Below are 18,725 nucleotides of genomic sequence, written 5' to 3' on the forward strand. Positions count from 1 at the left end.
TTCGTCTAACCATCAATATTTGGAGAACACTGTGACCACCGTCGCTTCCCGTTTCCAGGGCGTCATTCCGCCCGTCGTAACCCCCCGCACCGTCGATGGTGCCATCGACGTACCGTCGCTGGAAAACGTCACCAAGCACCTGCTCGACGGCGGCGTCAGCGGCCTGTTTGTGCTGGGTTCCTCCGGCGAGGTCACGCACATGACCAACACCGAGCGCGACCTCGTCGTGCAGACCGTGGCAGGCGTGAACGCCGGCCAGGTTCCGGTGATCGTGGGCGCTGTAGAGCAGACCACCAACCGCGTCATCGAAGAAGCCAAGCGCGTCATCGCGCTGGGTGCCGACTCGATCGTGGCCACCAGCCTGTACTACGCCATCTCCAACGCCCAGGAGAACAACACGCACTTCCGCTCCATCGCCGCCGCCGTCGACGTTCCCGTCTTCGCCTACGACGTGCCGGTGCGCACCCACTTCAAGCTGCCCACGGACCTGCTCGTCGAGCTGGGCCGCGACGGTGTCATCGCCGGCGTGAAGGACTCCTCCGGCGACGACGTCTCGTTCCGCCAGCTGCTGCTGGCCGCCAAGGACATCCCCAACTTCGACATCTTCACCGGCCACGAAGTGGTTGTGGACGGCGCCCTCCTGGGCGGCGCCCAGGGTGTTGTTCCGGGCCTCGGCAACGTTGACCCGGCCGGCTACCGCCGCCTGTTCGACGCCGCACAGGCCGGCGACTGGGCCCAGGCCGCAGCCGAGCAGGACCGCTTGGCGGACGTCTTCGAGATCGTCTATACCCCCAAGGCCGGCCGCATGTCCGGCAACGCCGCGGGCCTGGGCGCCTTCAAGACCGCCCTGCAGCTCATGGGCATCATCAAGACGAACGTCATGAGCGCCCCCATGCTCTCCCTGGATGAGGACGAGACCGCCGCGATCAAGGTCATCCTCGAACGCAACGGCCTAGTGTAGTCTTCGCGGCCGGCGGGTGACATTTTCCGGCTGCTGCGCTCGTTCCTCACGCAACAACGCAGCCTACAAAAATGTCACCCGTCGGCCGCCTGTATAACCACACCCGGTGATCGAGCCTGTCGAGATCCCCTGTTAGGAAGAGAATGATGTACGCGATCGGTGTTGACCTTGGGGGTACTAAGACTGCTGCCGGGGTTGTTTCGGGGGACGGGGAGGTCGTGTTTTCGGAGACCATTCCTACGCTGAACCGGGATGGTGGCGACGCGATCCTGGACGCTACTGCGGCGCTGGTTTCTTTCCTCATGTCGCGGGCTCAAGCAGAGGGCCTGGACGTGGTGGGGGTCGGGGTTGGCTCGGCTGGGGTCATTGACGCCGTTCGCGGTGTTGTGGTGTCCGCTACGGATGCCATCCTCGGGTGGACCGGGACCGAGCTGACCGAAGGGTTGGCCGCCCGGCTTGGCCTGGCGCCGGAGGCTGTGCAGGCGGTGAACGATGTCCACGCGCACGCTTTAGGTGAGTCGTGGACTGGTTCCGCCGCAGGAACCGCAAGTTCGCTCCTGGTGGCCTTCGGCACCGGCGTCGGCGGCAGTTTTGTCCTGGCCGGGCACCCGGTCCTGGGGCACCGCTACGTCGGCGGACATGTGGGCCACTTCGCCTCCCCGTATGCCTTCCACGAGGGCCAGCCTGTTCCCTGCGTCTGCGGCGGGGCCGGGCACGTTGAGGCCATCGCCTCCGGGCCCGCTATCCGTGAGGCGTACGTGCGCCTCGGCGGCCAGGAGCCGGCGTCGGACGCCCGCGGCGTTTTTACCCTCGCCGGTGCCAGCGACGCCATCGCCATCAAAGCTGTCGGCATGGGCGCCGCCGCGGCCGGCCAGGCGGTGGGCGGACTCGCCAACATCCTGGACCCCGAAGTGGTGGTGGTTTCCGGCGGGCTCTCCGACGCCGGCGCCCCCTGGTGGCGTCCCATGGAACGCGCCCTGCGCGCCGAACTCCTGCCGGCACTGCTCGGCCTCCCCGTCCTTCCCGCTAAACTCGGCAACGCAGCAGCAATAGTGGGCGCCGCGCGGCTGGTCCTCACCACGTCGTCCTCATCACCGTCGTCCTGACCACTTCGCACCACCCCGATCTACAGCCCGCTCCGCCAACCTTCCAGAGGAACCGACCGTGATTCTGACCCCCGAAGCCCTCGAAGCCCTGCGCGGGCAACTCATCGTCTCCTGCCAGGCATATCCGGGTGAGCCCCTGCGGGACCCGCGTACCATGGCGCAGATTGCCGCCTCGGCGGTGATCGGCGGCGCCGCCGCGGTCCGCGTCCAGGGCCTGGCCGACGTGCAGTTCACGCGTACAGCCGTGGAGGTTCCGGTGATCGGGCTCTGGAAGGACGGGCACGACGGCGTCTTCATCACTCCCACACTCCGGCACGCTTTGGCGGTGGCCAGCGCGGGCGCGCACATCGTGGCGATCGACGGCACTCGCCGCAAGCGCCCGGACGGCCTGACCCTGGCCCAGACGGTGGCCGGAATCCACGCAGAATCCCACGCGCTGGTGATGGCGGACTGCGGTTCCTTCGACGACGCTGCCGCGGCCGTCGAGGCCGGAGCCGACCTGATCGGCACCACGCTGTCCGGCTACTCCGGCGAACGTCCCAAGACGCTCGGCCCCGACCTGGAACTGCTGGACCAGATCGCCGCCGCCGGCTTCGGCGTGCCGCTCATCGCCGAAGGCCGCCTCCACTCCCCCGCCCAGGCCCGGCAGTGCCTCGACGTCGGCGCGTTCGCCGTCGTCGTCGGTACCGCGATCACGCACCCGGCCACCATCACCGGCTGGTTCGCCGAGGCCCTGAAGTGACGCACGGGCTGGACGCCGCCGGGTCCGGGAGCTACCTGCTGGCCGGCACGGTCCTGACCGACGGCTCGGTCCAGGACGACGCAGTGGTGGCTGTCGCGGACGGCCGCATCGCGTATGTGGGGCCCCGCGCGGGCCTGGACGAGTCGGCGCTGCCCGGCCTTGAAGAACTGGACCTTCCGCCAGGCAGCACGATTCTGCCCGGCCTCGTGGACCTGCACTGCCACGGCGCCGTCGGCGGCGACTTCCCGAGCGGCGATAGCGAGGCTGCAAGGACCGCCGTGGACTTCCTGCACCGCAGCGGCACCACGACCCTGCTGGCAAGCCTGGTGACCGCGTCCCGCGAGGACCTCATGCGTGGCCTGGCAACCCTGCGGCAGCTCGCCGACGAAGGGCTCATCGCGGGCATCCACTCCGAGGGGCCGTTCCTGTCCCACGCCCGCTGCGGCGCCCAGGATCCGCGGTACCTGCGCGAACCGGACCTCCCCCTCCTGGGCGAACTGCTGGCCGCGGCCGGCGGCCACCTGCGGACCATGACGTACGCACCCGAACTGCCCGGCGCTGACGCCGTGGTGCGTGCCCTCGCCGAGCATGGCGTCACGCCGTCGTTGGGCCACACCGACGCGGACGCACGGACGACGGCGGCCTCCCTCACCGAGGCGGCGGAGCTGCTGGTGGCATCCGGCCTGGGGGCCGTATCGCGCCCTACCGTCACGCACCTCTATAACGGCATGCCGCCGCTGCACCACCGCAGCCCCGGACCCGTCGCCGCGTGCCTCCGGCTGGCCCGGGCCGGCACGATTGCCGTCGAACTTATCGCCGACGGCGCGCACCTGGACCCCGAAACCGTCCGGATGGTCTTCGATTTGGTGGGTGCGGAAAACGTGGTCCTGGTGACCGACTCAATGGCCGCCACCGGACTTCCGGACGGGGACTACGAGCTTGGCCCCGCCGCCGTTTCTGTCAGCGGCGCCGTGGCCAGGCTCAACAACGGCACGCTCGCCGGCGGGACGGCCACGCTGCTGGACGTTGTCCGGCGGACCATCGACGCCGGTGTTCAGCCGGCCGCAGCTGTTCAGTCCGCCACCGCGGTTCCGGCGGCGATCATCGGCCAGGGCCACGAAATCGGGGGCCTCCGCGCGGGTCTGCGTGCAGACGTCGTGGTGGTGGACCGGAACTTCCGCCGGGTCCTGGTCCTGCGCGAGGGGCGCACCCTGGGGCGTCCCGCCGTCGGACTTTAGCGCCGTCCTGAGAGCCGACGGAAACCCTGAAGGCCGTTCGTCTATCTTTCGCGCGGGCTACTCCTAAAACAGCCGTGAATCAGCCTCTTGGACTTGTGATGGATACTTCGCCGCTGCCTGCGCTCGGTCTGAGGCAGTCAGCAATCCGTTCGGCGTCTTGTTGTGTCGCTGTCTCGAGCAGCTTGATACCCAGGTGTGTGGAAGGCAGATCTGCCGATTCGATCGACTGTTCGATGAGCGGGTCTTCGAAGCAGTGCTCCATTGCGGCACCGTCCCTCGATCCGAGCACCGATACATGCCAACGATCCGACGTTCCTTGGGTGATGCTTGTTCCGCCTGATGCCGTCCCGCAGCTTCCCAGGGCAAGGGGCAAAAGGAACATACCCATCCAACAGCGCGTCTGGCGCTTCATTCATGCCCCCTTTGCTCAACCTCCCAGCCTGACCAGAGCATACGCTCAGCCCGCAAGTTCCCATGGGTCCGTTTGGCGAACATCTACCGGACGCTTTACCGCGTGTTCGCCCTTAATGTCCTCCTGTAGTCCTCAGGGTTGTTCCTGACATCAGCGGACACGACGAGGTGCCGGCGGCTGAGTCGTTGCGCAAAGTACCCCTTGTACGGCAGAACAATGATGGTGTCGATTCCGTTCTTCCACGCTGGCATGAGCTCCTGGAGACATTGACGTTCGGCGTCTTGTGGAATCTTCGGGATAAGACTTTGGTCCCACGCCTGGTAGGCATCACGATCCAGGCCTTCCCACCCATATTGCTGAGTCGAAAAGGGCGGCATGAAAGGGCTCAAACCATGATCAGGATCCGCGGCTTCTCGCATTTCGGCGGGCGTGGGACGGTACGTCGGATCCTCAATCTCGTACCAGCTCCAAGCTCGTTCCCAAGCCGTTTTCCAGCGCTTGTCCCATGCAGCGGCATCTGCTGACCCAGCCATCTGGGAATGACCACAGTCAGGTACGGGATCCAGAGGTGGGATGTCGACGTCACCGGCAATGGGCCAGGCATGCCGGACAAAGAGCAAGAGGGTCAGGTGGTGGGAATCATCGTTGACCCGGATCACCATGTCCTGTGGCCAAGGATTTCCTGGTCTCGGCGTGCTCCATCGCATTTCGCTATCCCCTGTTCGCAGGCAACCCACACGGCCGTAGTGCGTTCAGCATCTCAGCGGGCCCCGCCCCTGTAAACAGCCGGTGTTTCGTTTGGGGAACGCGCTCTACGGGACAGTGAGTATTTGAAGCTTTGAGCGCCACCTGTTCGTGCGGTTCGGCGCCGGGGTTCGTGCGAGAGAGCGCCAGCGGTCGTGTGGCCTGGCGCCGCTGACGCCCTCCGTGGCGGTTGCTAGGCGGTTACGAGTGCCGTGTGCTCGCGCATGTTGTAGTTGCCTGTCTCGACCCAGGTCGTGTTGTGGATGATCCGGTCCATGATCGCGTCGGCGTGAACGCCGGAGCCGAGCCGCTGGTGCCAGTCCTTCTGCGAGTACTGGGTGCAGAACACTGTTGAGGTCTCCCCGTAGCGGCGTTCCATCAGTTCCAGCAGCATGGTGCGCATCGATTCCGTGGGTCGATCCAGCAGCCACTTATCAATGACCAGCAGGGTGAATGCCGCATATTTGCGCAGGAACTTGCCGGATCCGCCAGGGGTGTCTTGGGCGGCGACCCAGGCTTCCTCGAGGTCGGGCATGCGGACGTAATGCGCGCGGATGCGGTGTTCGCAGGCGCGTTTAGCAATCGCGCATCCAAGGTAGGACTTCCCCGACCCGGTGAACCCTTGGAAGACAACGTTCTGCTGCCGGGCCACGAACGAGCAGGTGCCGAGCTGGCTCAGCAGCGGCCGGTCAACGCCTCGCTCGTCGAGGAGGTCGATGCGGCGCAGGTCAGCGTTCGGGTAGCGCAGCCCCGCCCGCCGGATCAGGCCGGTGACTTTGGCATGGGTGAACGATGCGTAGGCGTCATCGACGACCAGCCGGAGACGATCTTCGAACGGCAGGCTGATGCTCAGCGTCTCGTCTTGGGTATCTATGGCCTCCAGCAGCTCGCCCGCGTTCATCTCCCGCAGCTTGCGTTTGGTTTCCGTGTCCAGGCGGCTCATCGGGTCCCTCCTGCGTAGTAGGAGCTGCCGCGCACGTATCCGCCATCGTCGACTTCAGGCTCCTCGACGTGCCCGGTTTTGTCCTGACCGGTGTCTAGGATCGGCCGCAGGTGGGCGTAACGGGGCGATCGTATCGGCCCGCGCAGCGCGAGCTGGCATGCGGCTTCCACCCGGGCTGGTGAGAACCTACGAGACAGGCGCAGGACCGCCAGGGCTGGGTCGTAGCCGGCTTCCTCGATGCGGACAGACTCGAAGATCTTCTCGATCACGGTCTCGGTCGCCGGTCCCATCCGTAACGCCCAGGCGTCGATCCGGGCTCGGTCCCAGGCTTGCCAGCTGTGCCCCTCGGGAAGGTCGGCTTCGTTCGTCCGATACTGGTTCGTCGTCGTCACGGGCAGCAGCAGGTGGCTGGTCAGGCGCTCATCACCCGGTAGATCTCGAGCATGGTGTCCGTGACGCGAAGATCAACATGCGCGCCGATGTGGGTGAACGGGACGGAGTAGAAGTTTTTTGCCCAGACCACGTGTCCGTTCCGGCCTGCTTTGCGCCCATATGTCCAGGTGCTGATCTTGAAAGTCACCGCCGGCAACGGTTGCAGCAGCGGCTTCTCCTCGGCCGTGAACACGCTCGGCCGGGAGCCTTCCCGCTTCTGGAACGGCTGCCGGTTGTAGGCATCGATCTGCTCCCGAACCCGGGCCCGCAGCTGCAACAGGCTGGTGAACTGCTCCTGCCTCAGACCCGCAATCACCCTGGTGGCGACGTGGGAGACGGTATTTTCGACGCTGGCACCAACACTGGCGCTGACCAGCGCAAATCGTGGGATCGGACCCCGGCGCTAACCCGCACCACACATGGACCCCTCAAGAGCGAATATTCAGACAGTCCTGGCGGCTAGTGAGCATCGGCCCGCTGGATCTACTGTGGGGTTTGTGACGGTATCGGCGATCTGGACGGGTAGGAGGGAATTCCGCCTCCCGAACCTGCTGCCAGGAAGATTCCGACTTCAGTTTCGCCGTCGCTAAGGAATACGGGGATCTCGCGGGGCGGACGCGGCGTGTTGAAGTTTTGCGCGGCGTCTTCCGGGCTGGTGGGCATTGGCCCGCCGTAGAGGTCCTTGGCGTATGCGTAGCCGGTTGCTCCGTTGGTCGCCATAACGGCGATTAGATCCGGGACTCCATTTTCTGGGCTTTCAACGCCGTAGGTTTCACCTTTGGCATTGACGCCCAGTTCTGTCCTTTCCTGCTTCACGTAACTGGCTGTGAGCTTCCACTGGTTACCGGGCTCCGTCTTGATCGTGACACTGTCCTGACCTGGCTCAAGGGAAATCGTGTAGCGGCACCAATTCAGGCGTGTCTCTAAATCGATGTCGTTGTAACTGCAGCTGGCACCGTTTGAGAACTCAAACCAACCAGGGGTCAGCGCGGTCAGCGTCATTTCGATGTCCGTGGTGCCTGCGGGAGGTTCGCCGAGTTCCACGGTCGCGGTTCCTGTGTAGGTATCCGTCACAGGTGAAGCCAGGGGCGTTACTTCCTGCCCGCCGGGGATCTGAAACAAACCCGCCGCGGCCGCGCCAATGCCTCCCAGCAGGCAGGCGCCGGCCAGCGCAACTCCACCAAGCCACAAGCGCGTGTGCTGCCGGGCCCGTACCGGAGACGTTTGGTGAACCTGGGCGACAAGTTCTGCCCTAAGTGCGTTGCTGAAGCGGTCATCGACATGGAACTGGTTCATGACCGTTCTCCTTCCAAAACTGAAGTTGGGTGGCTGCGGGCGGTAGGAGTGCCCGCGCCGGTTGTGCCGGTGAGGGCAGCTTTCATCCGTTGCTTCGCCCGGTGCATGCGGGTCTTGGCTGCCCCGGGAGTCATGTTCAGAACTGTTGCTGCAGCAGCGAGAGGGTAGGCCTCGAACACGACCAGGCTCACCAGGTGCAGGTCTTCAGCGCTGAGCGTTCCGAGAGCCTTGGCGAAGTCCTTGTCTAGGGTCTCTTGAGGGCTGGCGAGTTCAGTCTTCATGGGCTCTGAGGACTCGTCGGTGCGCGGTAGCGCATCCAGCAGCTTCCGGTAGCGGAGTGCTGCCCGCCCGTTATTGCGGGCGGTGTTGGTTGTCGTGACGAGCAGCCAGGGAAGGATTGACCCGTCTACTACGCGGACTTTGGCGCGCCGCCGCCAGAGCTCAAGGAAGGCTGCCGCCATGACGTCTTCGGCGTCGTGGTGGTTTCCCGCGAGCCGGTACGCATGGCGGAAGACCCGGTCACGATGCCTGTCGTACAGCACCCCGAACGCCTCGCCGTCACCATTTAGGCTGCGGGACCAAAGGCGGCACTCGTCATTCTCAAGGTTCCCCATGCCCTGTATTGTCCGGGACAGCCGAAAAGGTTACACAAAACCGAAAGATTCCCCAGAAATCTTTTGGCACACCAGCTGAATGGTGATCCTAGTGGGCTTCGCGAAGTGCGGCCCGTTGGGGAACCCCTTGCGGGCAGCCCGCAGACCGAGCGAGATGCGGCCACGAAAAGCCTTGTCTGGGTGCGGAACGACGAGTAGCGTTCTGCGCAGTGGGCCTGCGGACCGTTGGCCCCTCGTCGAGAGGACGCGCTATGCCAACCGTGATCGGCCACCACGATGTGAAGGACAAGGATCATTGGCTTGCCTCACCGAAACGCGAAGAGATCTTCGGACCCATCGGCGTCACCAACATCCGGACGTTCGTCAACCCAGAGAACCCGACGCAAGTGGCGGTGCTGATGGACGTTGCCGACATGGATGCCGTCATGGCCTTGATGCAATCCGAGGCAGGGGCCGAGGCGATGGCGTATGACGGCGTGCTGCCCGAGACCTTGGTGATTCTCGTCGAGGCGTAGTTCTTTTCTCGGAAGCGCGGGTGCGCGAAAACTGCATATCGGCCGTGAACGGCCTCACCTCGTGTCGCGGTGAAGGATCCTTCACCGGGACACCTCTTTGATTCGTCAACCACGAGATGGGCGCTGTTGGGGTTCTGGCACGAGGCTCTAGAAAAGGCCTCGGTCGAGCCCACCATCGACGGCAAGTGTGACGCCGGTGATATAGCTGGCTGCGTCGCTGGCAAGGAAGAGAACGGCGTTCGCAAGCTCCTGGGGCGTTCCGTACCGGCCAAGTGGAACAGTCATTGCCATGCGGTCCAGGGTCTGTTCGATGGTTTCGTCATCGAGACGCCACACTCGTTGGGCGATATCACGGATACGATCGGTGAGTATGTGCTCGGTAGCAATATTGTTGATGCGAACCTCCGGGGCAGCTTCCCGGGACAGTGTCTTGGCCATTCCGATGAGCGCAGGGCGAAGCGCGTTGGATAAGGCGATCCCATCAATCGGCTGCTTGGCGGTCAGCGAAGCCAGGTTGACGATGGAGCCTCCGCCGCTCTCTCGCATGACGGGAACTGCGGCACGGCTGAGCCTCAAAGCGCTCATGAAGATCGAATCGAAGGCATAACGCCACTGGTCATCCCGCAGTTCGAGGACGGCTCCGGTGTCAGGCCCGACGGTGTTGTTGATGAGAATGTCAAGGCCGCCCAGTGAATCCACCGCCCAGGTGAATAAGCGGTCGCAATCGCTCGGATCCGCGATGTCAGCAGCCATAGTGTGCACCTCCACAGAGGCGGGCAGGTTCGCGGCGACCGCGTCAATCCGCTCTTGTGAGCTCGAGGAGATACAGAGTCGACAACCTTCAGCGGCGAGAGCTTCGACTACCGCCTGACCCAAACCGCGGCTCGCCGCCGTGACGAGAGCCCTCTTTCCACTGAATCCCAGATCCACGCTCCTAGGTTACGCAGGCAGAACGAAGCGCTCAAGGGGGCCGCAGCAGCAAGTTCGACGATCGCCTCGACTTCCACCGCAAAGCCAAGCGGAAGGGAACTGACCCCGATAGCCGATCGAGCTGACAGCCGCTCCTCGCCGAACGCGATGGCCAGCACTTCGGTCGAGCCATTGGCAACAAGATGCTGCTCGGCGAACTCCGGCGTACTGTTCACGAAGACGAGAACCTTCAGAACACGGTTGACTCGAGCCAGTCCCCCGACGTGGTCACGGACCGTGCCGAGCAGGGCAAGCATGACAGCCTGCGCGGCCTCCTTTCCTTCCGCTGTCGTAAGGTCCGCACCCAGCTTGCCGCAATGGATCGGCTCACCGTCAACGAATGCTCCGTGCCCGGAAACATAGAGGACTTCCCCATGTTGAGCGACGAGGGCAAATGTTCCAACCACTGGGTGCGGTGGCGGCAACGCCAATCCGGCCCTGGCGAGCTTCTGCTCCGGCGTCATATGGTCATCCTCTAGACGTATTCAATGAGAGAAGGCTCAGAGCCCTTCTTTCGAACAAACAGGCATTTCGTCTCCGAATGTGGAGTAAATCGGATTAGTCACTGCGGCGAGGCTACTCCAGTCACGGCTTGCGCGGAAGTTCGGGCACTCCGGCTGTCAGCCTGCCCGTTAGCCGGTCGTTCAGCGGTGCAATCGCCACCCAAAAATTTCCGGATCACGATCGCTGCGTTTCCGCGGCCGGCCGATTCCCGTAAGACATGACCGAGAAAATGCCCGGTCAGGGGACCCTATACGGCACACCCCTGAGGCCATCAGATCTGCAGGAAGAACGCCACGCGAACACATGTTCAGGACGTAGTACGAAGGCGATGGCAGGCGACTTGGAGGTCCACTGAAACTGCCGGCGGCTGCCCGGCATATCGAAGCATCGGCACTTCATTACAAGTCAATAAGTGGGCCAAGGCCCAGAATCCCAAAGATCCAGAATGGTACAATATGTGGTACCACTTTGATCAAGGAGCACGTCATGGCGATCACCGCCTCGCAGGCCAGGGCAGAGCTGTTTCCCCTTATTGAAAAGGTCAATGCCGACCATACGCCCATAGAAATCGTGTCCAAAAAGGGCAGTGCCGTCCTGATGTCCCTGGCGGATTATGAGGCCCTGCAGGAAACGACGTATCTGCTGCGGACGCCGGCAAACGCGGCCCACCTGCTCGAAAGCATCGCGCAGCACAGGGCAGGCACGGCGGCTCTGCGCGAACTGGCCGAGTGAACATCCTCTTCACGGACAAGGCCTGGGACGACTATGTCTATTGGACCGCCACCGACAAAGCGATGGTTAAGCGGATCAATCTGCTGATCAAGGACTGCCAGCGCGACCCCTTCGAGGGCATCGGCAAGCCTGAAGCCCTCAAGCATCAGTTGTCCGGCTACTGGTCCAGAAGGATCACTGAGGAACACCGGCTCGTCTACGCCGCGGAACCCACACAGCTCGTCATCATCGCCGCACGGCACCACTATTGAAACCGGGCCGGACGCATCCGCCAGTCACACCTCAGACGGAGGCGGCCGCCCCGGACACTCGCACGGCGACCTGCCCGCTCCCCTGCGCCAGCTGCGACGCTGCGGCTTCGTCAGCCACCACCGTCACGTGCGGGTGCAGCTGCAGGACCGAGCCCGGGCAGTCGGCCGTAACCGGCCCGTTGAGCGCTGCCGCCAGGATGCCGGCTTTGTCCGCGCCGTTGACCACAAGCAGGAGATGGCTGGCTTCCAGGATGGTGGCCAGGCCCTGCGTAATACAGCGGAGCGGCACTTGCTCCGGCGTGCTGAAGTAGCGGGCGTTGGCTTCGCGGGTGCGTTCCGTGAGGACTTCCACACGGGTCCGGGAGTCCAGGGCGGAGCCGGGCTCGTTGAAGGCAAGGTGACCGTTGTGGCCGATGCCGAGGATCTGCACGTCGATGCCGCCAATGCCGGCAATGGCGGCGTCGTAGTCGGCGGCGGCGGCCTCGGGGTCCGCAGCGCTTCCGTCCGGCACCGCTACGTTGGCGGGATCCAGGTGCAGCCGCTCAGTTACCTCGCGCCGGACAACTTCGGCGTAGCCCTCGGGATGTCCGGCGGGCAGCCCCACGTACTCGTCGAGGGCGAAAGCACGGACGGAGGACATGTCGAGTTGGTGGTTGGCGAGCGCCGCGTAGATAGGCAGCGGCGATCCGCCCGTGGCCACACCCAGGACGGCGTCGGGCTTGCTGCGGATGACGGCGGCAAGGATCCCGGCGGCAACGGAACCGGTGGCTGAGGCGGTAGGCACAACGAAAATTTCCACAACAAAGGGCACTCTCTACGAAAAGGTCAGGACTAAGTACGCCCGGGGCGCGGGCGTAGAAAGGAAAACAGGCTAGGCGGAGGCGACGTCCTTGAGTTTCAGGCGGATGCCGTCAAAGTGGCGCTGCAGGCGTTCGGATGCGAGGGCCTTGTCCTTGTTGGCCACGGCCTCGAAGATGTCCCAGTGGTCCTGGGTCTGCTGCTCGAGGTTGACCGGACCGGTGCCGAGGGCCAGGTGGATTTTGCGGTAAACCTGCCAGAAGACGTCCATGAGGTTGATCAGCAGGTCGTTGTTAAGGGGCGCATAGAGCCGGCGGTGGAACTCGGCGTCGTGCTCATGCAGCGGCTCCCCCTTCTTGGCCGCGTCCTCCATGGCTTCCATGGTGGCCCGCAGGTCAGCCACGTGCTCGTCAGTGAGCAGGTCAATGGCCGGTCCGATCAGCCCGGACTCAAGGGCCTGGCGCACATCAATGAGCTCCATGGCTTCCTCGCCCTTGTGGCGGAGAGACAGCCGGCCGCGGAACGTCAGGCCGGACACCAGGGCGCTGAAGTTGTTGGGTGCAACGAACATGCCAAAGCCATGCCGGATCTCGATGACGCCCAGTGCCTGCAGTACTTTCAGGGACTCACGGACGGTGTTGCGGCCCACGCCGAGTTCGGCGGAGAGCTCACTTTCGGTGGGCAGCGCGTCACCGACGTCAAGGCCGCGCTCCAGAATGAGGTCCATGATCCGCGTCTGCAGGGCATGCGAACGGAGCTGCGCACTGAAACGGGCGGGCGATACTTCTTGCGATGCGATGGCCACGTGGGTCTCCTCCTTGCCGCGCTTAGGGGTCGCGACTTGTCCTACATCTCAAGGGTACAGGAGATGGGACGTCCAATGTCTAGATTTGGGGAACCTATTTTTTGAGCAGTTCCAACCCTGAGGGACCGAATCTAACCCAAGAGCGCCGAATCTAACCCAAAAGGAACCGAACAAGCTCGCGGCACGCCCGGTAACCAGGCGTTTTGGGGTCGATCAGGGCGTAATGGTCCCCGGGAACCCTGACCAGCCGGGTCTCCATGTTTGCCGTGGTTCCGGCGTTCACATAGGACTCGGACTGACCCAAGGGAACGGTGGTGTCCTCGGACCCATGGACAGCGATGACCGGCACGGCCAGCGGAAGGGCGGTCATGGGGTCGGCGTACCTGTAGCGGTGCGGATATTTCGACGACGACCCGCCCAGGAGGTTGCTCACCGCACCGTTGCTGAGGTTCAGCTTCTCCGCCTCGGCCAGGTTGAGCAAGCCGGACTGGCTGACCACTCCGGTGAGGTGCACCGCGGAGGCATCTGAGGTGCGGGGCACCTGGCGGTCAGCATCCGGCATTCCCAGCTGGGCAAGCTTCCCCCGGCCGGCAGCCCAGGCGGCCAGATGCCCGCCGGCTGAATGGCCCAGCGCCACCACCGGACCCAGGTTCAGGGCATGCTTGGCCGCGAGGTCACCCAGCTTGTCGATACCGGCCAGCACGTCAATGAAGGTGTTTGGCCAGCCGCCGCCGTTTCCGGCCCGGCGGTATTCAAGGTTCCAGGCGGCCATGCCATGGGCGGCCAGGTCCTTGGCGATGGGCTCCCCCAGCTCTGCGCCGTACTGCGAGCGCCAGTAGCCGCCATGAATCACCACCACCACGCCGCTGTGCTCGCCGCCGGCCGGCAGCTCCGGCAGGAAAAGCTCGCCCCATTGGCTGGCGTCCTCGCCGTACTGGTACTTGTGCCGCTTCACTGCATCCCCCTTGGCACCGCCACCGGCGGTACCGTCCCGCTCGGCGCCGGGCGAACACGCGGCGCCGAGAATTCCAACGGCCGCCGCGGCAGCCGCACCAACCAGCGTGCGAAAGACAAACGTCCGACGCCGCAGATCAGCCATGTGCCGAGCCTACAGCGTGGTGCCTCCCGGCAAAGTCGCCGAGTAGGAAACCGGTAGATTTGTGCCAGTGAATTCCATCGACGCGCACTGGATCGGGGCCTTTCGGGCCACCACGGGCGCCGAAGGCTGGCAACACTTCCGGCGGCTGGATCCGGCCCTGCTGATATCCCCGGCCACCGACGGACTCGAGAACCGGGCCACCATGGGCGCCGGCATCCGGGCAAGCTGGACGGCGTCGTCAGGAACGCTGGTCCTGGAAGCGGAAGGCACAGCCGACAGCTCGCCGTTTGACGTGCTGGTGGATGGGAAGCTCGCCCACCGGGTCACCGCAGCCGGGAGGGTGAGTTACGAACTCGCCTTGGGAACCCTCAAGCAGGGACTTCGGTCCAGCTGTGGCTCCCCCAGTTCGGGACGGTCAGGATCCACGAAGCGTCGCTGCGAGGACCGGCCGATTTCATCTCGCTCTGCCTGGGCATCAACTCCTACAACGCAGCCGTTTTCTCCGAACGCAGCTACGCAAGCCAGGTCCTGGGATTCCTGGCAAACATCCGCAAAGCCCAACCCCTGGCGCCGATTGCCGTCATCACCCCCATGCTGTCGCTGCCCCGGGGGGAGCTGCCCAACGCCGTCGGGATGACCTTGCGGGACTACCGGGACGCAACAGCCGCCGTCGTGCGTGTCCTGCGGGAAGGCGGCGACCACCGGATCCACTGCCTGGACGGCGCCGCCGTCTTCACTCCCGGCGAAGCCGCCGAACTGATACCGGATACGCTCCATCCCGGCAACACGGGCTACCGGCTGATGGCCGCACGGCTGGGCCCGCTGCTTTCCGCCGTGGCGGACACGCCCTGACTCCATTTTCTGCGGGCGCTCCGCGGCGCTCCCGGCTACTAGTACTTCGCCGGCACCACCGGCGGCCGCCCTGGAAGGGCGTAGTGTCAGTAGTAGGAGATTTCGGGGGTGGCATAAGGGTCCGGGGTTGAATATACGGGCCGCGCGCGAAGAGAGCGCACAGCCGTCAGCCGGGGTCGTGTGACCCTGGCGATGCTTGGAATTGAGGCCGCATGGCCGAGAATGAGGCTCTGCCGACGGCGGAGCAATTGCAGGACCTACTCCTTGAAAGTCCGGACTTCACAGAATTCCTCTTGGGACTGACAGCGATTTCCGCGTCCTTGCTGGGCGGGGAGACGCCCCTGCTGTGTGCCATCACGGTGGAACGGGAGACCGGGCCCGTGACGGTAGCGAGCAGCACGGAGACGGCCCGGACCCTGGACGAACGCCAGTACGCTTTGGACAATGGTCCCTGCCTGACGGCGCTGCGGGAACAGCGCACAGTCCTTATCCGTGATCTTCAGGCTGATGAGAGTTGGGCCTGGTATGCCGGGGCGGTCGCAGACGAAGGCATCCGGACAATCCTGGCTGTCCCCATCCCCACCGACAACGGTTCCCGCTCCGCCCTGAACTGCTATTCAACCGAGCTCAATACTTTTGGCTCCGAAACGGTGACCGCCATCGAAGAGCACGCTGCATCGCTTTCCCGGATCCTGCGCCTGGCAATCCGTGTGTACCCGTCGGACCCGTACCCGGAACATTTGAGGTCGGCGCTGCGATCCCGGGCCGTTGTGGACTCGGCTGTGGCCCTGATCATGGTGCAGAACCGCTGCAGCCATGAAACCGCCGTCAAGCTCCTGCACCTTGCCTCCCGCAGCAGCAACCGCCGGCTGCATGACATCGCCGAGGACATCCTGCACCACGCCTCAGATATCCCCGTCATCACCGGAGTTGGGGAGAAATGATGGACGACGGCGGATTGGGCACCCCCCAGCCTGCCTTCGAGGCGGACCAGCGCAAGTTTGCATCCGCCCAGTTCCAGAGCGGGAACATGAGCCTCCCCGGGCTATGGACCTACTATTACGGGATCGGCGGAAACGTCGATCAGCTCGGGGTGGACGCCTATCTGCACGAACTGGTGGAATTGGCCCCGCTGCAGATGGACCTCATCCAGACCGCAATCAAGGAGATCACGGCGGACGGACCGGGAAGTGCACATGTCCCAGGACTTTGATATCCGAGAACCCGAATCCGGCAACGTTGGACGCGCCGGCGCGGGCCTGCACGAGTTTGTGCTCCACCTGCAGGACCTCGTCCTGGCAAGCTCCGACGTCCGTGAATTCCTGGCCGACACGGCCGCGATTTTTGCCACGCAGCTGTCACAGCCCGGGAACCACTTGTCCTGCGGGATCACGGTAGTCCGGCAGAAGCGGCCGGTCGCTGTTGCCAGCAGCGATGCCCTCGCCCGGAACCTGGACGAACTGCAAAACAGCTTCGGCCGCGGACCGTGCCTGACAGCCCTTCGGACAGAATTTATGGTCCATGTCCTGGATCTGGACGCCGATGTCCGTTGGCCGAAATACAACCAGGAAGCCCGGAAGACGGGCATCGGCTCCATCCTGGCGGTCCCAATGCATCTGCAGGCTCCTGCGCAGGCGGTGGTAAACCTCTACTCCCCCAACGCGAACGGGTTCCCCCAGCACGGAATTGATGCGGCTGTCGGGCTAACGGGCATCGCCGCCAAGGCGCTGGACCTCGCCCTGAACATCGCACAGTTGCGCGACGCCCGTGACGACCTCGCCGCCGCCCTGAAATCCCGCACTGTCATTGACACGGCCATTGGGGTCATCATGGCGCAGAGCCGGTGCAGCCGCGATGCGGCATTCCAGATATTGGTCAATGCGTCCAGTCACCGCAATATGAAGCTAAAGGAGGTGGCCGCCGGCATCATTTCTGGAATTGCCGGCGAACGAGTATTTCCTACCACTTACGATGAATAGCCATAAAGCCGGTATTCGTGCAGGTCCGGGTCCGCAGCTCACCGCACACGTTAGGCTTTACCTGAAGCGCTGAACGGTCACAAACAGGCTCATCCGGCTCAGTGATCAGCACCCCGCTGATCGCCGACGGGGAGGCCATAGGTGCGATGAAGATTTACGCCGCCACTCCCGGCGCTTTTGAGGATGCCACCACTACCCTCATGGAGCTTTTTGCCTCACCCGCGGCAACCCTTCTGTCACATATCCAGACTGCCGAAACTCCGGAACGCATCAGTGCGAGCCTTCAATCAGCCCTCTACAGCCGGGATCTGATTAACCGGGCCTGCGGAATACTCATGGAACGCCACGCCATCACCGAGAACGCCGCCCTGCAGCAGCTGATGCGGCAGGCCCGCGCTGCGCGCAGCACCCTTAAGGAAGTCAGCGCCATTGTCCTGGCGGGCGTGGCCGCCGACCCGCGCAGAGGCAGTAGTGATGGGCTTCGATAGCAGCGAACCAGAACAACGCCGCAGGCTCCAAGCAGCATTGGCAGCAGCACAGGTCAGCACGGGTGACCTGTGGCTTTACTACTTCGGCATCGGCGGATCTGTGGGTGAGTATGAAGTGGAGGCCTACCTGCAGGGACTTCTCTCGCTCCCCGAACTGCAACAGGACCTGCTGGCCATGGCGGCAAACGAACTGTTCAATGACCAGGCCGCCCCCGCGCGCCCTATTCAGACGAGCCTGGGTCAGAAGGTCCACCGCGGTCCGAAGAGTCCTAGCGGTCTCCCCGGCTGGTGCCGGGTGCGTTGCCGCCCAGCCGTGCGGTGACTTTGTCCGCCGCTGCCCTGCAGGATTCGCCGAGGCTCTGCAGGCGCTCCTTGGAGACGCGGAACCGCGGGGCCGGGATGAGGACTGCTGCCACAAGGTCGCCGCGATGATCGTAGACGGGGGCGGCGACGCCGACTTCATCCAAGGAGGACTCGCCGTAGTTGATGGCCCACCCGCGGCGGGAGCCGTCTTTGAGGCGGAGCAGATAGTCCTCGAGGGAGGCCTCGTCCAGCCCGGGGTAGGTAATGGCTCCGCTGCGCAGGAGTGCACGCACCCTCTCCTCCGGTTGAATTCCGAGGAACACCTGAACCGAGGAACTCAACGCGTCGCTGTACCGGACCCCCAGCGGCGCAGTGTGCTTGATCTGATGACGGCTGGCAATCTGCTCCACGCAGATCGACTCGTTGCCCTCCCACATCATCAGGGCGCTGGTTTCGCCGGTCAGCTCTGTGAGTTCGCGCAGGACGGGATAGGCGACGCGCCGCTCCTCCAGTTCGGCCAGTAACGGGCCGGCGACCGCGATCAGGCCCAGTCCAAGGCGGAAACGGCGCGTGTCCGCATCGCGTTCCACGAGGTTTTCCTGTTCGAAGGTTGCCAGGATCCGTGACACGGTGCTTTTGTGCAGGCCCACCCGGTTGGCGATCTCCGTGACGCCAAGCAACGGTTCGTCGGCCGTGAACGATCGAAGGACGGCGATGGCGTTGACGATGACTGAGGCGCCCTTGGTGTCGCCCTTGCCGTTGGAGTCGCTGCCGTTGGTGTCATTGGAATCTGGTGTGGTCATGATGCTCACTATCATTGCGCATAGTCAGCGGAAAGCGGCGCCGCGTCAGACACGGCGCCGCTCCCCGGGGCGGGGGGGGGGGGGGGGGGGTGGTGGGGGGGGCGCAAACACCCCCCCCCCCACCCCCCCCCGGGGGGTG

General features: G+C 64.3%; 23 protein-coding genes and 1 pseudogene. 12 read left to right on the forward strand and 12 right to left on the reverse strand.

Translation table 11 applies throughout. The features are described 5' to 3' along the window. The first annotated feature begins 19 nt into the window (after positions 1-19). From ACVWY0_RS19730 to nagA, 4 genes are all read left to right on the forward strand, one after another. The gene (locus ACVWY0_RS19730; protein WP_485838186.1) at positions 20-961 is read left to right on the forward strand and encodes a dihydrodipicolinate synthase family protein; all 942 of its coding nucleotides are present in this window, start codon (positions 20-22) and stop codon (positions 959-961) included. Positions 962-1,104: 143 nt separating this feature from the next. Then, positions 1,105-2,067 carry an ROK family protein gene (locus tag ACVWY0_RS19735; RefSeq protein ID WP_485838187.1) on the forward strand — a complete coding sequence of 321 codons (963 nt, stop codon included), beginning with the start codon at positions 1,105-1,107 and terminating at the stop codon, positions 2,065-2,067. A 58-nt stretch (positions 2,068-2,125) separates the two neighbouring features. Next, on the forward strand, positions 2,126-2,809 hold the full coding sequence (locus tag ACVWY0_RS19740; RefSeq protein ID WP_485838188.1) for an N-acetylmannosamine-6-phosphate 2-epimerase: 684 nt from the start codon (positions 2,126-2,128) through the stop codon (positions 2,807-2,809). Beyond that, positions 2,806-4,047 carry an N-acetylglucosamine-6-phosphate deacetylase gene (nagA, locus tag ACVWY0_RS19745; RefSeq protein ID WP_485838189.1) on the forward strand — a complete coding sequence of 414 codons (1,242 nt, stop codon included), beginning with the start codon at positions 2,806-2,808 and terminating at the stop codon, positions 4,045-4,047. The genes ACVWY0_RS19740 and nagA overlap by 4 nt, the downstream gene beginning before the upstream one ends. A gap of 507 nt (positions 4,048-4,554) precedes the next feature. On the opposite strand, the gene ACVWY0_RS19750 is transcribed toward nagA, so the two are convergent. The 6 genes from ACVWY0_RS19750 to ACVWY0_RS19775 all read right to left on the reverse strand — a co-directional run bounded on the left by ACVWY0_RS19750 (position 4,555) and on the right by ACVWY0_RS19775 (position 8,488). Beyond that, positions 4,555-5,121, reverse strand: coding sequence for a hypothetical protein (locus ACVWY0_RS19750; RefSeq protein ID WP_485838190.1), 567 nt, complete (start codon positions 5,119-5,121; stop codon positions 4,555-4,557). A gap of 275 nt (positions 5,122-5,396) precedes the next feature. After that, positions 5,397-6,146 (reverse strand): ATP-binding protein, encoded by a 750-nt coding sequence (locus tag ACVWY0_RS19755; RefSeq protein ID WP_485838191.1) that lies wholly within the window; start codon positions 6,144-6,146, stop codon positions 5,397-5,399. Then, positions 6,143-6,538: a hypothetical protein gene (locus ACVWY0_RS19760; protein WP_485838192.1), complete on the reverse strand. Its 396-nt coding sequence runs from the start codon at positions 6,536-6,538 to the stop codon at positions 6,143-6,145. The genes ACVWY0_RS19755 and ACVWY0_RS19760 overlap by 4 nt, the downstream gene beginning before the upstream one ends. A 20-nt stretch (positions 6,539-6,558) precedes the next feature. Beyond that, a complete protein-coding gene (locus tag ACVWY0_RS19765; RefSeq protein ID WP_485838193.1) occupies positions 6,559-6,894 on the reverse strand; it encodes a Mu transposase domain-containing protein in 336 nt (111 codons plus the stop codon). A gap of 167 nt (positions 6,895-7,061) precedes the next feature. Next, a complete protein-coding gene (locus ACVWY0_RS19770; protein WP_485838194.1) occupies positions 7,062-7,874 on the reverse strand; it encodes a peptidase M56 family protein in 813 nt (270 codons plus the stop codon). Beyond that, the gene (locus ACVWY0_RS19775; RefSeq protein ID WP_485838195.1) at positions 7,871-8,488 is read right to left on the reverse strand and encodes an RNA polymerase sigma factor; all 618 of its coding nucleotides are present in this window, start codon (positions 8,486-8,488) and stop codon (positions 7,871-7,873) included. Before ACVWY0_RS19775 ends, ACVWY0_RS19770 begins: the two co-directional genes overlap by 4 nt. A gap of 251 nt (positions 8,489-8,739) precedes the next feature. Between ACVWY0_RS19775 and ACVWY0_RS19780 the strand changes: the two genes are divergently transcribed. Next, entirely contained in the window at positions 8,740-9,003 is a 264-nt protein-coding gene (locus ACVWY0_RS19780) for a hypothetical protein (RefSeq protein WP_485838196.1), read from the forward strand. 147 nt (positions 9,004-9,150) lie between these two features. On the opposite strand, the gene ACVWY0_RS19785 is transcribed toward ACVWY0_RS19780, so the two are convergent. Both ACVWY0_RS19785 and ACVWY0_RS19790 read right to left on the reverse strand, forming a co-directional pair. Beyond that, complete coding sequence (locus ACVWY0_RS19785; protein ID WP_485838197.1) at positions 9,151-9,933, reverse strand: SDR family oxidoreductase; 783 nt, start codon at positions 9,931-9,933, stop codon at positions 9,151-9,153. Beyond that, positions 9,864-10,436, reverse strand: coding sequence for a RidA family protein (locus ACVWY0_RS19790; RefSeq protein ID WP_485838198.1), 573 nt, complete (start codon positions 10,434-10,436; stop codon positions 9,864-9,866). The genes ACVWY0_RS19785 and ACVWY0_RS19790 overlap by 70 nt, the downstream gene beginning before the upstream one ends. 526 nt (positions 10,437-10,962) lie before the next feature. On the opposite strand from ACVWY0_RS19790, the gene ACVWY0_RS19795 reads away from it, so the two are divergent. After that, positions 10,963-11,208, forward strand: coding sequence for a type II toxin-antitoxin system Phd/YefM family antitoxin (locus tag ACVWY0_RS19795; protein ID WP_485838199.1), 246 nt, complete (start codon positions 10,963-10,965; stop codon positions 11,206-11,208). Continuing rightward, positions 11,205-11,459: a Txe/YoeB family addiction module toxin gene (locus tag ACVWY0_RS19800; protein WP_485838200.1), complete on the forward strand. Its 255-nt coding sequence runs from the start codon at positions 11,205-11,207 to the stop codon at positions 11,457-11,459. The genes ACVWY0_RS19795 and ACVWY0_RS19800 overlap by 4 nt, the downstream gene beginning before the upstream one ends. A gap of 31 nt (positions 11,460-11,490) precedes the next feature. On the opposite strand, the gene ACVWY0_RS19805 is transcribed toward ACVWY0_RS19800, so the two are convergent. From ACVWY0_RS19805 to ACVWY0_RS19815, 3 genes are all read right to left on the reverse strand, one after another. Further along, positions 11,491-12,258: a glucosamine-6-phosphate deaminase gene (locus ACVWY0_RS19805; RefSeq protein WP_485838201.1), complete on the reverse strand. Its 768-nt coding sequence runs from the start codon at positions 12,256-12,258 to the stop codon at positions 11,491-11,493. Positions 12,259-12,330: 72 nt separating this feature from the next. Next, positions 12,331-13,056 carry a FadR/GntR family transcriptional regulator gene (locus ACVWY0_RS19810; protein WP_485838208.1) on the reverse strand — a complete coding sequence of 242 codons (726 nt, stop codon included), beginning with the start codon at positions 13,054-13,056 and terminating at the stop codon, positions 12,331-12,333. Between the two features lie 157 nt (positions 13,057-13,213). After that, positions 13,214-14,017 carry an alpha/beta hydrolase gene (locus tag ACVWY0_RS19815; protein WP_485838209.1) on the reverse strand — a complete coding sequence of 268 codons (804 nt, stop codon included), beginning with the start codon at positions 14,015-14,017 and terminating at the stop codon, positions 13,214-13,216. A gap of 456 nt (positions 14,018-14,473) precedes the next feature. On the opposite strand from ACVWY0_RS19815, the pseudogene ACVWY0_RS19820 reads away from it, so the two are divergent. The 5 genes and pseudogenes from ACVWY0_RS19820 to ACVWY0_RS19840 all read left to right on the forward strand — a co-directional run. Further along, a pseudogene (locus tag ACVWY0_RS19820) lies at positions 14,474-15,013 on the forward strand (SGNH/GDSL hydrolase family protein); the annotation flags it as partial. Between the two features lie 212 nt (positions 15,014-15,225). Further along, positions 15,226-15,957: a GAF and ANTAR domain-containing protein gene (locus ACVWY0_RS19825; RefSeq protein WP_485838202.1), complete on the forward strand. Its 732-nt coding sequence runs from the start codon at positions 15,226-15,228 to the stop codon at positions 15,955-15,957. Next, on the forward strand, positions 15,954-16,226 hold the full coding sequence (locus tag ACVWY0_RS19830) for a hypothetical protein (RefSeq protein ID WP_485838203.1): 273 nt from the start codon (positions 15,954-15,956) through the stop codon (positions 16,224-16,226). Before ACVWY0_RS19825 ends, ACVWY0_RS19830 begins: the two co-directional genes overlap by 4 nt. Beyond that, on the forward strand, positions 16,210-16,992 hold the full coding sequence (locus ACVWY0_RS19835) for a GAF and ANTAR domain-containing protein (RefSeq protein ID WP_485838204.1): 783 nt from the start codon (positions 16,210-16,212) through the stop codon (positions 16,990-16,992). The genes ACVWY0_RS19830 and ACVWY0_RS19835 overlap by 17 nt, the downstream gene beginning before the upstream one ends. A gap of 101 nt (positions 16,993-17,093) precedes the next feature. Continuing rightward, positions 17,094-17,480 carry a GAF and ANTAR domain-containing protein gene (locus ACVWY0_RS19840; RefSeq protein ID WP_485838205.1) on the forward strand — a complete coding sequence of 129 codons (387 nt, stop codon included), beginning with the start codon at positions 17,094-17,096 and terminating at the stop codon, positions 17,478-17,480. A 269-nt stretch (positions 17,481-17,749) separates the two neighbouring features. Here the strand turns inward: ACVWY0_RS19840 and ACVWY0_RS19845 are convergent, their stop codons facing one another. Then, positions 17,750-18,586: an IclR family transcriptional regulator gene (locus tag ACVWY0_RS19845; RefSeq protein ID WP_485838206.1), complete on the reverse strand. Its 837-nt coding sequence runs from the start codon at positions 18,584-18,586 to the stop codon at positions 17,750-17,752. Positions 18,587-18,725 lie beyond the last annotated feature (139 nt).

The sequence above is a fragment of the Arthrobacter sp. UYNi723 genome (assembly GCF_054057635.1).

Coding starts and splice junctions, on each gene's coding strand:
- ACVWY0_RS19825 (WP_485838202.1), top strand. CDS start 15,226: ATGGCCGAGAATGAGGCTCTGCCGACGGCGGAGCAATTGCAGGACCTA.
- ACVWY0_RS19735 (WP_485838187.1), top strand. CDS start 1,105: ATGATGTACGCGATCGGTGTTGACCTTGGGGGTACTAAGACTGCTGCC.
- ACVWY0_RS19835 (WP_485838204.1), top strand. CDS start 16,210: ATGTCCCAGGACTTTGATATCCGAGAACCCGAATCCGGCAACGTTGGA.
- ACVWY0_RS19795 (WP_485838199.1), top strand. CDS start 10,963: ATGGCGATCACCGCCTCGCAGGCCAGGGCAGAGCTGTTTCCCCTTATT.
- ACVWY0_RS19775 (WP_485838195.1), bottom strand. CDS start 8,488: ATGGGGAACCTTGAGAATGACGAGTGCCGCCTTTGGTCCCGCAGCCTA.
- ACVWY0_RS19830 (WP_485838203.1), top strand. CDS start 15,954: ATGATGGACGACGGCGGATTGGGCACCCCCCAGCCTGCCTTCGAGGCG.
- ACVWY0_RS19780 (WP_485838196.1), top strand. CDS start 8,740: ATGCCAACCGTGATCGGCCACCACGATGTGAAGGACAAGGATCATTGG.
- ACVWY0_RS19750 (WP_485838190.1), bottom strand. CDS start 5,121: ATGGTGATCCGGGTCAACGATGATTCCCACCACCTGACCCTCTTGCTC.
- ACVWY0_RS19790 (WP_485838198.1), bottom strand. CDS start 10,436: ATGACGCCGGAGCAGAAGCTCGCCAGGGCCGGATTGGCGTTGCCGCCA.
- ACVWY0_RS19755 (WP_485838191.1), bottom strand. CDS start 6,146: ATGAGCCGCCTGGACACGGAAACCAAACGCAAGCTGCGGGAGATGAAC.
- ACVWY0_RS19845 (WP_485838206.1), bottom strand. CDS start 18,586: ATGACCACACCAGATTCCAATGACACCAACGGCAGCGACTCCAACGGC.
- ACVWY0_RS19770 (WP_485838194.1), bottom strand. CDS start 7,874: ATGAACCAGTTCCATGTCGATGACCGCTTCAGCAACGCACTTAGGGCA.